Here is a 15109-nt window from a genome sequence, read left to right on the forward strand (position 1 = left end):
CTTTTTATTCTTTATCTTTAGAAACAATTCTAGTAAAATATTGCAAATAATATGTTATAATAACTCTTGTGCTTTGCACAAAATAACCAAACTACGGGGGTTTTAAATGTCTTTTACAGTTTTTGCCGATGGGTGCGCTAATTTACCTAAGAAATTAACGGATGGTATTACTATCCTTCCATGTAATTATGTTGTTAATGGTGAAGATAGACTATACGACGGAGATATAGATAGTTTTGATGGACATACTTATTATGAAGGTCTTAAAAATGGTGATAAAGTTCAGACAAGTCTTTTGAATACCCAGCTATTTCTGACTCACTTTACACCTCTTGCAAGTCAGGGAAAAGATATCATGTATATTTCCATGAGTTCCGGAATAAGCGGAACTTATAATGCTGCCATAGCAGCAGCTAATGAGCTTATGGAAGAATATCCTGAATGTTTTATCCATATCGTGGATTCTCACGGATGCGGTTTTGGAAATGGCATGCTTGCGATTAAAGCTGCTGAGCTTAGTAAAGAAGGTCTTGATTGCAGGGAAGCTGCCAAAATTATGGATGATGCAGTCCCTCATTCCTGCCAGTATTTTACAGTTGATGATCTTAATTTCCTTAAGAATACCGGACGTGTAAGTGGCGTCACGGCAAGTATAGGAACAATTCTTAACATAAAGCCAATTCTTTTTGGAGACAATACAGGCCATATTATCTCATGCAATAAGGCAAGAGGCCGTAAAAATGCGATCACTGCTCTCATCCAGAAGTATTCAGAAAAAAGAATGGAAGACGGCGACCAGAGAGTTTATATCTCCCACGGTGACTGCCTTGATGATGCTACTAAGCTTTCCGAACTTGTAAAAGAGGTAAATCCTAATGCCAAGATAGAGATCTGCCAGCATGAACCATTTTCCGGAGCCCACGTTGGTCCTGGCATGCTCGGTCTTTTCTTCTGGGGAAAAGAAAGATAATAATATGGGCGAGTCCTTCATTTTGTAAGGTGCTCGCCCATTTTTATTTATGTCTCAAGCAAAAATTGTGTAATGTTGGCTGTTGTAGCAAACGAATATTTATCCGATTGTAAACTTGCTTAGTTCTTCGTTAATGGATACAGCTGAAACAGAAACTGAATTAGCCACATCTTCTACTCCCTTTGATTCATTTGCAATATCCTGCGCACTTTGTGCTAGTGTAGCAATAGTAGCCGAAATCTCTTCAGAACTTGCCGACTGTTCCTCTGATATAGCTGCAACACTTGATGCAATATCATTTACATTAGCCATCATCGTGATCATATTTCTCATTGTTTCTGCGTTCGTATTAAGTTCCTGATTTATCTTATTGAAGCTCTCTCCTGCTTTTGTAACTGCCTCACTGCTGTTGCCAATGGCATTCATATTTGCCTGGGATTTCTCAGCCAGGTCTTTTATCAGCTTTGTTATCTCGCCAATGATATCACTGATTTCCTGAGCTGCATCCTGAGAATTCTGAGCAAGTTTTCCAATCTCGTCAGCAACAACCGCAAAGCCTTTTCCGGCCTCACCGGCTCTTGCAGCCTCAATACTTGCGTTAAGTGAAAGAAGATTTGTCTGTTCAGAGATAGAGTCGATCATCTCAACAATTTCTGTTATCTTGCCAGCCGATTCGCCAACAGTTGTAACCACATCGTTCATTTTGCTCATTGAAGTAGTAATATCTTCCATGTTTTTCTGGACATCCGCCATGTCATGCTGCCCTATATCTGCCTGTTCAACCAGACTAAGCATTGTCTCATTTGTCCTGGTACCGCTTTCTGTCAGCTCCGAAACTGCCTGCGCAAGTTGTGTTGCATTATTTGCAAGCTCACCAACCGCATTTGAAATATCATCCATTGTGACCTGAATCTGCCCCATAGATGAAGACTGTTCACTGGCACCTTCTGACATTTTGCCTGATGCATCTCTGGATGAATTTGAATCTTCTTTTAACTGCTCAGCTTTTTGTTGTATAGAATTAATAGTCCCACTCATTACCTGGACATAATTTTCCATTTCCTTACTGATAAGGCCAATCTCATCTCCTCTGTCCTCTGGCATTCTGGTAGTAAAATCCCCTGAAGAAATTTTGAGAATACTATCTGAAAGGCCTCTTACAGGTCTTGTTACTACTCTGTTTATTGTAAGAAGAATGACAATCGTAATTACAACAATAAGGATTATCATTGCAACAATTGAAAGTAGCATAAACTGTCTTGAAGAAGCCAAGACATCATCTACAGGGACTGAAGAAATGATATTCCAATTCGTGCCCTGAATATTTGAATAAGCAACATAATAGTCTTTTCCGCTTAACGGATTTTTAATTTTTGTCGGTTCAGTCTTACCTGAATCAATATATGCTTTTACATCCGTCAAAAACTTATTGCCGGCTTCTGATACAAGCTGCCCGTTCAGGTCTGGATTAAAATAGCTGATAATATAATCCCCGTCGAGAACAATTGAACTTCCTGTACTCATAGGCTTAAAATTATTGACTTCTTCCTGCAGGTCTCCCAAAAAGACATCAACTCCACACACACCAATTTCTCCGTTGGAAAAGTCATTTCTTCTGGCAAAAGTTATGCATACCTGCCCTGTTGACGCATCAACATATGGATCAGTCGAAACAAACGTTTCACTACCCATACCTATAGAATACCAGCCACGCTGTGTAGGTCTGAATGACTCATCCAATATAGTATGATTAGCAAATATATACGAATCATCAGAAAAACCAATATAAATACCTGAATTTTCAATAGCCTTGTAATTAGTTGAAGGCTCTATATACTTGAGCATAGCATCATGGTCTTCCATTGGAAGTTGTTCCATGGTGTCACAATACTGTCCGAATTTTGCAAGAAGCATTCTGAATTCCGTGCCTAGATTGTATGCATTTGTATTAGTTTCAGCCTGAAGATCACTGAGGGATATTTCTTCGATAGTGGACCTTGCATTAAAGGATAATGCCAGAATAATGCCAACTACGCCAACTATGATTATAGGAAGGAGCCATAAAAGGAGCGTTTTGCCAATACTTTTTTTAACCTTTTCCCTATTAACCACATTAGCACTCATATCCGCAGTATCCATGGTCGAACCTCCATTTCAGAAATCCAAGCATAACGTTATTACAATAACATTATAATATGTAATCGTCAAAAATAAATCTAATCATTATTAAATTATTATAAAGAAAACACAGTTATTACATATACCTTATTAATAATGTATATTGCAATTAATGAAACATTCAAATATAATACGAAATGTTGCAAAGAATAGTTTTTTTGATTATGCGAGGAATATTTAATGATCAGTGCAAATAATGTGACACTCAGAGTTGGAAAAAAAGCTCTTTTCGAAGAAGTAAATATCAAATTTACTCCCGGTAACTGCTACGGTATCATCGGAGCAAACGGTGCCGGAAAATCTACATTTCTTAAGATTTTATCAGGTCAGATTGAAACTACTAACGGTGATGTAGTTATCTCTGACGGAGAGCGTCTTTCTTTCCTTGAACAGGATCACTTCAAATATGATGAAAATGTTGTCTTAGATACAGTAATTGCCGGAAATGCGCGACTTTTTGAAATCAAGAATGAAAAGGATGCCATTTATGCAAAAGAAGATTTTACTGACGAGGATGGTATCCGTGCCAGTGAGCTTGAAGCTGAATTTGCAGAAATGAACGGATGGGAAGCTGAGTCAGATGCAGAATCTCTGTTAAACGGTCTTGGCATCGAACCAGAAAACCACTACAAGCTTATGAAGGAACTTGATGGTAATCAGAAGGTTAAGGTTCTTCTTGCAAGAGCTCTTTTTGGAAATCCTGACATCCTTCTTCTGGACGAGCCTACTAACCACCTTGATCTCGATGCTATCGCATGGCTTGAGGAGTTCCTTATAAATTTTGAGAATACTGTTATCGTAGTATCTCATGACCGTTATTTCCTTAATAAGGTCTGCACATACATCGCTGATATCGACTATGGCAAGATTCAGCTTTACGCAGGTAACTATGACTTCTGGTACGAATCATCACAGCTTATGATCCGTCAGATGAAAGAAGCCAACAAGAAAAAAGAGGAACAGATCAAGGAACTTAAAGAGTTCATCGCACGTTTCTCTGCTAACGCAAGTAAGTCCAAACAGGCTACATCAAGAAAGAAAGCTCTTGAAAAGATCGAGCTTGATACAATCAAGCCTTCAAGCAGAAAATATCCTTACATTGATTTCAGACCTAACCGTGAAATCGGAAATGAGGTTCTTACTGTAGAAGGACTTACCAAGACTGTAAACGGTGAAAAGGTTCTTGATAATGTATCCTTCGTTGTTCAGCGCGAAGATAAGATTGCTTTTGTTGGCGGAAACGAACTTGCAAAGACTACTCTCTTCCAGATTCTTACTGGAGAGATTGAGCCGGATGCAGGTACATATAAATGGGGTGTAACAACATCTCAGGCATATTTCCCCAAGGACAACACTAAAGAGTTCGATAACGACTACACAATTACAGAATGGCTCACAGGTTATTCTGAGATTAAGGACGCGACATACGTAAGAGGATTCCTTGGACGTATGCTCTTTGCCGGCGAAGATGGTGTTAAGAAGGTTAAAGTTCTTTCCGGAGGAGAAAAAGTTCGTTGTCTCCTTTCAAAGATGATGATAAGCGGCGCAAACTGCCTTATCTTTGATGAGCCTACTAACCACCTTGATATGGAATCAATCTCCGCTCTCAATGACGGAATGATCAAATTCCCTGGTGTTGAACTTTTCGCCTGCCGTGACCACCAGGTTGTGCAAACAACTGCCAACAGAATCATGGAAATTCTTCCTGATGGTTCACTTATTGACAAACGTTCTACATACGATGAGTACCTTGAAAATGATGAAATGGCAAGAAAGCGTACAGTATATAATACTGCCGCTGATGAAGAGGAAGACGACTGATAATAGTTTACAGTGTACTTTCTGATGTTGCCATTTACCGGAATAGTACACTTCTCTTTTTATACCAGTAACTGCCACTAATGTGGTTACAACATAAATGAATAGTTAAGCTATATGGAGGAGTTAAAGCATGCAGGAATTTAAGCCAGTAAAAGAAGGAAAAGTTCGTGAGATTTACGACATCGGAGAAAATCTTATCATGGTTGCAACAGACCGTATTTCAGCCTTCGATGTTATCCTTAAGAATAAGGTCTCCAAAAAAGGAACCGTTCTTACACAGATGTCAAAATTTTGGTTCGACTATACCAAAGATGTGGTTAAAAACCACATGGTAAGCGTCGATACTGCTGATATGCCTGAGTTTTTCAGAACACCCGAATTTACAGGTAACAGCATGCTTTGCAAGAAGCTCACAATGATACCTGTTGAGTGTATCGTTCGTGGCTATATAACAGGAAGTGGTTGGAAGAGCTATCAGGAAAACGGCACAGTTTGCGGAATCAAACTTCCTGAAGGATTAAAGGAATGTGATAAGCTCCCTGAACCCATCTACACTCCAAGTACAAAAGCTGAAATTGGCGATCACGATGAAAACATCGATTTTGAACGCAGCATCGAAGTTCTTGAGAAAGCTTTCCCTGGACATGGCGCTGATTATGCAGCTAAGATTCGTGATTATACAATTGCTCTTTACAAGAAATGTGCTGATTACGCTCTCACTCGCGGAATTATCATTGCCGACACCAAGTTTGAGTTTGGCGTAGATGAGAATGGAGAAGTTGTTCTTGCTGACGAAATGCTCACTCCTGATTCTTCACGTTTCTGGCCTGTTGAGGGATATGAAGCAGGTCATGATCAGCCTTCTTTTGATAAACAGTTTGTACGTAATTATTTAAAAGCAAATCCTGATTGCGACTATAACCTTCCTCAGGATGTAATTGATAAGACAATTGACAAGTACCTTGAGGCTTATAAACTTCTTACAGGAAGCGAATTGCAGTAATCACTATACTCATAACGCAGCAACAAAGCTATTTAGATAACAGATTACATTATATGTGTCTGTGAACAAATATAATAGACAGTTCTTTAAACTCATTATTGAGATTAGAGAACTGTCTTTTTTCTTTTTTTATTATCCTTTTAAGTTACATTTAGGTTTGCAATATAGAATAACCTCAACAACAAAACAAACAGGCATTATCAATATAGAAAGTGAGATTATTATATGAAAAGAAAAAATAGATTCTTAGCTGCATTACTTTTAAGTACAGTGATTTATATAAGCGGATGCGGAATGACAACCACAGGTAACTCCACCACACAGATATCCTCTTCCGATACAACCAGTTCACAAGATACAAGTTCTACAACTACAGAAATTTCAGTTTCAAGTGAAACTAATACCTATATGACAGATAATGATGTATCGGCCAGCTCTTCTACCCTGCTTGACACTGAGAACATGTTCACTGAACGAGATCTTGAGCAGGAAGCTGATCTGCAAAGCGCAACTAGTATTTCACTTGAAAGCGAAAAAGATGTCACAATCGACTCCGAAGGAGTTTACGTAATAACAGGTCAGGTAACCGACAGCACAATAATTGTGGATGCTGATTCAGCTAAAGTTCAACTTGTACTTGATAATGTTTCTATTACCAATGAAGATGCTCCTGCAATTTATGTAAAAAATGCAGATAAGGTCATTATCACCACCACATCAACTGAAAACACTCTCACTGTAACAGGCAGTTATAGCTCAGACGGCAATACAAATACTGATGCAGTTATTTTTTCAAAAGATGATCTTGTTTTTAACGGAGTTGGAACACTTACTATATTCTCTACAGAAAACGGCATAGCAGGTAAAGATGACATTAAATTCACCGGCGGAACATACAACATAACCTCAGTGGCTGACGCCATAGAAGCCAAGGACTCAATAAGAATCAGTGATGGTTCTTTTACCATAAGATCAGAAAAAGATGGCCTTCACAGTGAAAACTCTGATGATCTGTCTTCCGGTTACGTTTATATTTCAGGAGGAACTTTTGATATTGAAGTTTCCGCTGATGGTATTCAGGCAACTTCTGTACTTATGATAAATGGAGGAACATTCAACATCAATGCAAGAGAAGGTCTGGAAGCCACCTATGTTCAGATAAATGATGGCAATCTTACTATCTCAGCAAGCGATGACGGGATAAATGCTTCTTCAAAGAGCACAAACTATGATGTGGTAATAGAAATTAACGGTGGAAATCTAAATATCACCATGGCAAGCGGTGACACCGATGCTCTTGATGCAAACGGAAGCCTATATATAAATGGCGGAACGGTTGATATCACTGCCCAGTTTGCATTTGATTTTGACAACGAAGCAAAATTAACAGGTGGCACTGTAACAGTAAACGGCGAAGAAGTAACTGAAATTACAAATTCCATGATGATGGGCGGTCAGAGACCATTTGGTGGCGGCAATGGTCAGGGCTTTAACGGCGAAAATCCTCCTCAGATGCCTGAAGGAACCGATAGACCGGAACTCCCTGAAGGATTTGACGAATCTACTCTTCCTCAAAAGCCAGAAGGTTTTGATGGAGCAAATCCACCACAGAAACCGGAAGGATTTGATAACAGCAAGAATACCAGAAATGGAGAATCATAAATGACTGCTTTTAAAGATGTGTTTGAACGAATAGAATCCAAGTTTTTATTGGATGAAATACAGTACCAGGAGCTTTTAAAAAGACTTGAAGGTATGGCAAAAATTGATAGTTATGGAGAAACATCCATATTGAACATATACTTTGACACTCCGGATTTTCTTTTGATAAAGCGTTCACTTGATAAACCCGTTTATAAGGAAAAGCTAAGACTACGGACCTATGGAGTGCCAACCGACGATACCAATGCATTTATTGAGATAAAGAAAAAATATAAAGGTGTTGTCTACAAAAGGCGAATATCCATGACTTATGAGGAAGCAATCTCCTATCTTACCAAAGGAGGTACTGCCCCCGTGAGCAGCCAGATTTCCAAGGAAATTGATTATTTCATCCAATATTACAAAAAGATCAGACCGGCTATGGCAATTTCCTATGACAGAATCGCAATGGCAGGAATATACGATCCTGAACTTCGAATCACCTTCGATTCCAACATAAGATGGCGAACTGAAAATCTTTCACTCAAAAATGGAAACGTAGGAAAAGACATACTACTGCCGGGACAGCATCTTATGGAGCTCAAAATTGCAGGTGCAATGTCCGTGGAACTTGCAAGAATACTAGATGAATTAAACATCAGAGAAACAAGTTTTTCCAAATATGGTAAAGGGTATATTGATTACATATCCAACAACACAGTAACCGTTTCTAAACAAAACTCAAATATCACACCATTTCCAATGGCAGTTTAGTTAAACATCAGTAAAGAGAAATATTTACTTTTGACCATTACGTCATAAATTGATAAGGAGAAAAAATATGAATACAACCGATTTAATTTTTGGAAGCATTATGGAAAGCGGTGCAATCACAGGCGCAGCCTTTATTGCCGCAACTATCTGTTCTCTTGCTATAGGATGTTTTATAGCATTCATGTACACTATAAAGAACAATTACTCAAAAAGCTACATTATAACTCTTGCTCTTCTTCCTGCAATAGTTCAGGTAGTAATTATGCTTGTAAACGGTAATATAGGCGCCGGAGTTGCTGTAGCAGGCGCATTTTCACTCATACGTTTCCGCTCAGCTCCTGGAACAGGAAAAGAAATAACCAGTATTTTCCTTGCAATGGCTGTAGGTCTTGCTACAGGAATGGGATACATCGGAATTGCTACCATATTTGCTGTTATCATAACACTTGCAAATCTTATTCTCTCAAACCTTTCATTTACGGGAAAAGGCATCGAAGAAAAAACTCTCAAGATCACAATACCTGAGAGCCTCGATTTTGAGGGAGTATTTGATGATATCTTCGCCCGCTTTACAAGCAAAGCTGATCTTGAAGAAGTAAGAACAACCGGCATGGGAAGTCTTTACAAACTCACATACAATATCGTACTCAGACAGAACGCATCAACAAAGGCAATGATTGATGAAATTAGACAGAGAAATGGAAATCTTGAAATTACATGTTCAAGACCTGTCATGGTCAAAGCGGAAGAACTATAATCTTCCGTTTTTTATGGAATAGGAAATTCCTATTCCATAAAAACGCTCCGCTATGGATGCACACTCGCGCGATAGGAATATGTTGCATAACTGGCACTCGGCGCAAGAATGTCGCTAACGACATTCTTCTTTATTCTACCGGCACATTCCTGATGTCATTTTTCCAATCGATTATCGGTCTGGCATCCGGAATAAATAAATCATCAGGAATATCTTTTCTGGCAAAAAACTTATGCTCAAGAACTTCCGAATCTTCGTCAGATATCGTGCCTTCATACTTTGTTGCTTTGAATATTACTGAGAGAGAATAAACCAGATCTCCGTTAGGATAATGGATTTTCCTATCGTCTCCGGAATAAAGCCCAAACAGCTCAAGATCATCAACTTTTATGCCAACTTCCTCATAAATCTCACGTTTTGCGGCTTCAATATATGTTTCCCCCGGCTCTAGCGCTCCTCCGGGGACACACCACTGCCCTGTGTCACTTCTTCTCTGAAGCAAGACCTGTCCTTTCTCATTTTCAATAAGGACTCCGCAGCCTACTGTCATCACCAGATCATGCCCTACCAGTTTTCTCAGACCAGAAATATAATTCATTTATCAATCAACTCCAATCTTTGTGATAATGTGTAAAAATACCCTTACATAATTTTAATAACACACCCTACTCATTACAATACCTTGCATATACCTTTCACCACTTGAATTGTCGCCTCTACTTTGCTAGAATTTCTCCTGTCAGATAGCATGTACCATTGCAATTATCATCGGAAGAACATAAACCAGCATGTTTGACTGGATTTTGCTTTCGCAATAATACATTGATTGGAGATACATATAAAATGGTAAAAATAGATCTTATCACAGGTTTTCTCGGCTCCGGGAAAACAACATTCATAAGGGAATATGCCAAATACCTCATATCACAGGGTGAAAAGATTGCTATAATCGAAAACGACTTTGGTGCAGTAAATGTGGATATGGTGCTTTTACAAGACCTTCAGGGAGAAAATTGCAATCTTGAGATGATAGTTGGTGGAGATGGAAAAGAAGCACATCGCCGAAGATTCAGGACTAAGCTGATTTCCATGGGAATGAGCGGTTATACAAGAGTTATCATTGAACCATCAGGTATATATGATGCAGACGAATTCTTTGATGTTCTGTATGATGAGCCGCTGGATAGATGGTACGAAATTGGAAGCGTGATTGCTATAGTTGATGCTCAGACAGCACCATTCCTTGAAGATACAGCAAGATATCTTTTCATGTCTGAGATAGCCTGGGCAGGAAAAATATTGCTGAGCAAGATAAACGATAAAACTGATGCCGGCTCTATTTCCGATTACATAAACAATACCATGAAGGACTACAACTGCAGCGCTCATTTCGAATTATCAAAAGACATTATCGCAAAACCTTTTGATGCGCTTACCAATGATGATTTCAACCAGATCCGCTCATGTGGCTATCGAAAATCCTCCTATCAAAAACTCCCTATCGCGGATAGTCAGTATCTTCCGCTCTTCTACTTTGATGTAGTAATGCCTTCAGATACCTTGTCAGGCATAGTTTCTGATCTTTTCAACGATGAAAAGGCAGGTAATATCATAAGAATCAAGGGCTTTGTACAAACCGGTGCTACAGAACAATTACAGATCAATGCCACAAAAGAATTATTGGAAACACTTCCGGTATCAAGCAGCAGAAACGTTCTCATAATCATTGGAGAAAATCTGAACAAAGAATATATAAATGATGTACTAAAGGATTACTGCTCAGTTGTGTCTTTATAGGAATATGTTGAATTTATGCATAATAATTCTTTCGCGTCATGCGCATCCATAGCGGAGCATATTTATTGAATAAGCTTTTTTCATCCAATCAAAAACGTCTCATCCAGTTTTATTATGAATGAGACGTTTTCTTTATATTCAGTTACCCTACACTCGCTCCAGTAACTATATTCAGCCTACCGCTTCTGCATTATCAAACACATTTATTGCTACTGCCACAATAGGAATTACTGCTTTCTCCCTGTCATCAAGATTCCGAATCTGTCTAGAAGCTTCATAGCCGTCAATATTTGGATCTTGAATATTTACAAGAATATAGTCAAAATATCCATAAGGAGCAGCCTTTATGATATCAACTGCTTCTTTTCCGTTGTTGGCAGTCTGGACTTCAAGGCCTGCCCACTTTAGTACTTCGGCAGCTTTAAACTGAGCAGCCTTGCTGCTTGCAACTATTAGTATCCTCTTTCCGTTAAGATCATAGGATGCAAGAAGCTTTTTAGCCTCATCTTCAGACATACTCCTCATATCCATGAACAGTTTCTTCAAATTAACGTTATCATTATTTTCAGTAGACTGCCCACTCTCAACACTACTAAAATTATGAATATCATCTAAAAGCCACATGAGATGATTACAGGAATCTTTTATTCTGGCAAGACTTTCGGTTCCGGAATAGCTCTCCGCATCTTTTATGATATTTGTTATCATATCGTGCATATCTTCTGAAATCTTATTAAGGAAAAGAGTTTTCGAATTGTTTGCTTTTTCAAACTCTTTTTTTTCATATTCTTTTTCTTTAACTTCTTTGATTTTCCTGCTTCTATCCATATATAGGAATAGAAGTATCATTAATATCACTGCAAAGGACAGCACAATTATAATCCATATATTGTCAATAATCGCATCCAGGAGAGTATATTGATACAGATCCTGAGAATACTTATATGCAAGATTTACAGCATATTCCTGCCCTTTTACATTAAGTCCTCTGTTTAAGAGCTTTAAAAGGCCTTCATTTCCAATCTTTACTCCAAGACATCTGTCATCACTCTTTTGTAGCTGTCTGAAGGAAAGGGACTTGTAGGCTCTATTCTTTAAAATGTCATTTGTTCTAAGTCCGTTAAGAGTGGTGCAGATTGCCTTTCCCTCAACAACCGCCTCAAGGCACTCTTCAGTGGAATTATAAAAAGATATGCTGGAATCAGGATAATTGTTTTTAATATAGTAATATTGCATATTATTATTGGCATTCACAGCAAAATCATAAGTTTTCTGCTCGCTTAATTTGCCGCCATAAATCATATTTGGATTAGATGCAATAACCGGGTTTGACAGGTATATTCCATCTTCTTCTGAATAGAACAAACCTCCACCAACTGGAAAAGCAACATCTATCTCGCCGCTTGATACCGCTGCTATCATATCCTCGTAATTATCATATCCCTTGTAACTCGAAACTGCTACATCAACACTAAGAGCTTTGAATATGTCTGTAAAAATATACTTGATAATTCCTACTGTTTCACCATTTTTATCAGTATCACTGTATGGAAGATAATTATTCAGATATCCCACGCTTATTTCTTTGTTCTCTGCAAGCCATTTCTGTTCCGGAGGAGAAAAGGCTCTGCTTGTAAGGCTAACAGCAAAATACTTATTTCTAAGAAAGCTTGCATAATCAGGGTTATCAAGATATAACTGATTCTGCGCAGCATTAAGTTCCATAAGTAACTCAGGTTTCTTTAGGTTTACGCAAATATAATAATCATTTGAGCCAAAAGAAGAAATGACTGCTGCATGATGTCTTTCGTATGTACCATCAGTTTCAGCTGCCATGATATCAAGTTCATTTTTATCAAATGCATCAAAAAGTGTTTCGTAATCGCTAAAAGGAACTACCTCGGCTTTTATCTTATTTGCAGTAAGATAGTCATTCAAGGTGTCTTCAACTGCACTGTCAAGAACGCCTATTTTTTTATCATTAAAGGTACTCTCATCAGAAGTGATGTTGTTATCATAATCATGTTTTACAAGACTGTATGATTCCGTTCCCATGGGTATTTCCGGATAGAAAAAAATTTTTTTTCGTTCCTCTGTAAGCGCAAGTCCGGCCACCATGTCTACTTCTCCCTTAAGTAGCATGTTGTAAACTTCTACAAAATTCCCATAAACGTATTCATATTCCCATCCTGTATATTCAGATAATTTACGATAGTATTCGTAGGCATATCCGCTCTTGACCGCGCCCTCTGATGCCCCAGCCTCGAAGACTTCATTTTCATAATAGCCTATCCGAACTACTCTTGATTGTGGATTGTAAGCTCTTACATGAATTGGTAAACCAAAGAAACAGCAAAGAGCTAAAGAAGTGAGTAAAACCCAATTGGTAAATCTAAATTTCATTATTTCCCCCAATAAAGCAAAAAAAGTTAACGATATTATATCATGGAAACTGAAATAGATGTATATGTTTTCTTGGAAACAATAAGAAAAACAAGAAATTTAGTTCAGAATTCACTCATTTAGCCATTACTCTTCATCGTCTTCGTAGTAATTTTGCTTCTTGGGCGGATCTTGAATCTGTTCGAGCAGTTGTATGATAAATCGCACAAATGCCACAATAATAAGATAACTGCCAAGCGTAACCGACTTTCCATAGTTAAGTCGCTGCGGAGTTATTAAAGATGCAATACCTATATAGAGATTTACAATCGCAAGAAGCATCATCCAGAATTTTGCCCGTCCTGAGATTTTACCCTTAAACTTTAAAATATGCCTCACACTTGCAACTGCAAGAGAAAAGAAAACTATAGCCATAAGGACATTTGTCCATTTGGGAATTCTTTCAAGGTTCGACAAAATAAACACCATAAACCATATGATGATTATGTGAAATATCATACGTCCCTTTTTTATAAAGGGCTGTTCATCCCTCTCCCCCGCCTTAAGAAGCATGACCGAGCTCCAAATCGCAACTACAAGTGCAATCGCTCCACCAAGAACACTGTAAACAGCTTCAGGTATTGTAAGGAATACTATTCCAAGGAAAATCATGAACAGGTCAATAATACCCTGAAGTGACTTTAGTGCATCAATTATCTTTATCTTTTCAAAAGATCTCCAGATGGAACCAAACATCTTTCCCACAACAACCTTGGTCTTACTCTCAGAGTTCGCTGCAGATAAAAGAATTGTTCCAAAATCATGAAAACCTCCCTTGGAAATATCATACACTGATACAGCCCCGCCAGCTTTCATCGCATCAAAAATATCTTTGGTAAATGCCCTTCTCTGTTCCATTGTGGCATTTCCAATCCAGTCATCAATTGCCCTGTTATACATAACGCTTTCTTCTGAGAGAAACCTTCTTTTAACAAAATGGTCTCCCTCAATCTTCCAGGTCATTCCAGAATGCTGCGCGATCTTGTCAGCATCTGAAGCAACAATCTCATGCGGCACCTTTAATTCAAAGAGCATACCAACAACACAAAATGTAGGAACGATATGGATTATACGCTCTTTAATATCGGCAAACTTTGCTTCATCCAATAATTCAGGGCATATTCCAGGACCGTCATTACTGTATATCTTTTTAATTCTTCCCCTGACAACAGAAGGCGCATTCATAGCTGCATATACAGCAAGATTCCCTCCTTTGGAATGGCCTCCTACGTAAATATCCCCTGCATACTTTTTCATTATGAACTGCAAATATCTGGAGGCAGCCTTCTGTGCCTCAATCTCTTCAAAAGAAATCTGGAAATCAAGTCTCCAATCTTCAATATCCATGGTTGTCCCACGAAATGCAACATAGTGACTTCCATTTGGCAAATGTACTGTAAAGGCGGTAAAAAGCATATTTCTGTCAGCATCGTTTACATCTACATAATCTGAGAGATAAAGATTTCCAAAACGCTGATATTTCCCCATGTAATAGAGCACCCAATCGAAATCAAGTCTTGAAAGATTCTCTATCGAATGGGTGCTAAAATATTTCTTTGCTGCCTCTTTTATTGTAATTCTGCCATTTTCCTTTTCTGTAGGAACAATCCCTTCAAAATCATTATATATCAGCAAGGAAAGGCCTAAATTATCAACCTCATTAAAAGGAGCGTTCTTAAAACTAAGATCTCCGCGCCATTTAATATATTTAACTATATTTGCCATT

11 protein-coding genes are annotated in these 15109 nt (G+C 38.3%); 7 read left to right on the forward strand and 4 right to left on the reverse strand.

The window, feature by feature from the left end; genetic code table 11:
• Positions 1 to 106: 106 nt before the first annotated feature.
• Positions 107 to 970, forward strand: a complete 864-nt coding sequence (locus tag BM086_RS01705) for a DegV family protein (protein WP_092322474.1) — start codon at positions 107 to 109, stop codon at positions 968 to 970.
• Positions 971 to 1069: 99 nt separating this feature from the next.
• On the opposite strand, the gene BM086_RS01710 is transcribed toward BM086_RS01705, so the two are convergent.
• Positions 1070 to 3109, reverse strand: coding sequence for a methyl-accepting chemotaxis protein (locus tag BM086_RS01710; RefSeq protein WP_092322475.1), 2040 nt, complete (start codon positions 3107 to 3109; stop codon positions 1070 to 1072).
• Positions 3110 to 3328: 219 nt separating this feature from the next.
• Between BM086_RS01710 and BM086_RS01715 the strand changes: the two genes are divergently transcribed.
• The 5 genes from BM086_RS01715 (at position 3329) to BM086_RS01735 (ending at position 9144) form a co-directional block, all read left to right on the forward strand.
• Complete coding sequence (locus tag BM086_RS01715; protein ID WP_092322478.1) at positions 3329 to 4969, forward strand: ABC-F family ATP-binding cassette domain-containing protein; 1641 nt, start codon at positions 3329 to 3331, stop codon at positions 4967 to 4969.
• Positions 4970 to 5099: 130 nt separating this feature from the next.
• A complete protein-coding gene (locus BM086_RS01720; RefSeq protein WP_092322481.1) occupies positions 5100 to 5972 on the forward strand; it encodes a phosphoribosylaminoimidazolesuccinocarboxamide synthase in 873 nt (290 codons plus the stop codon).
• Between the two features lie 225 nt (positions 5973 to 6197).
• On the forward strand, positions 6198 to 7634 hold the full coding sequence (locus tag BM086_RS01725; protein WP_092322484.1) for a carbohydrate-binding domain-containing protein: 1437 nt from the start codon (positions 6198 to 6200) through the stop codon (positions 7632 to 7634).
• Complete coding sequence (locus tag BM086_RS01730) at positions 7635 to 8387, forward strand: polyphosphate polymerase domain-containing protein (protein WP_092322485.1); 753 nt, start codon at positions 7635 to 7637, stop codon at positions 8385 to 8387. It begins immediately after the preceding gene.
• 67 nt (positions 8388 to 8454) lie between these two features.
• Positions 8455 to 9144 carry a DUF4956 domain-containing protein gene (locus tag BM086_RS01735; RefSeq protein WP_092322486.1) on the forward strand — a complete coding sequence of 230 codons (690 nt, stop codon included), beginning with the start codon at positions 8455 to 8457 and terminating at the stop codon, positions 9142 to 9144.
• 130 nt (positions 9145 to 9274) lie between these two features.
• Here BM086_RS01735 and BM086_RS01740 read toward each other — a convergent pair whose 3' ends face one another.
• A complete protein-coding gene (locus BM086_RS01740; RefSeq protein WP_092322487.1) occupies positions 9275 to 9742 on the reverse strand; it encodes an NUDIX hydrolase in 468 nt (155 codons plus the stop codon).
• 245 nt (positions 9743 to 9987) lie between these two features.
• On the opposite strand from BM086_RS01740, the gene BM086_RS01745 reads away from it, so the two are divergent.
• Positions 9988 to 10941, forward strand: a complete 954-nt coding sequence (locus tag BM086_RS01745; protein ID WP_092322488.1) for a GTP-binding protein — start codon at positions 9988 to 9990, stop codon at positions 10939 to 10941.
• 171 nt (positions 10942 to 11112) lie between these two features.
• On the opposite strand, the gene BM086_RS01750 is transcribed toward BM086_RS01745, so the two are convergent.
• Both BM086_RS01750 and BM086_RS01755 read right to left on the reverse strand, forming a co-directional pair.
• Positions 11113 to 13344 (reverse strand): transporter substrate-binding domain-containing protein, encoded by a 2232-nt coding sequence (locus BM086_RS01750; RefSeq protein ID WP_092322489.1) that lies wholly within the window; start codon positions 13342 to 13344, stop codon positions 11113 to 11115.
• A gap of 126 nt (positions 13345 to 13470) precedes the next feature.
• The gene (locus BM086_RS01755) at positions 13471 to 15108 is read right to left on the reverse strand and encodes an Mbeg1-like protein (RefSeq protein WP_092322490.1); all 1638 of its coding nucleotides are present in this window, start codon (positions 15106 to 15108) and stop codon (positions 13471 to 13473) included.
• Position 15109 lies beyond the last annotated feature (1 nt).

Source organism: Butyrivibrio sp. YAB3001, assembly GCF_900112195.1.
In the GTDB taxonomy this organism is placed as follows: domain Bacteria; phylum Bacillota; class Clostridia; order Lachnospirales; family Lachnospiraceae; genus Butyrivibrio.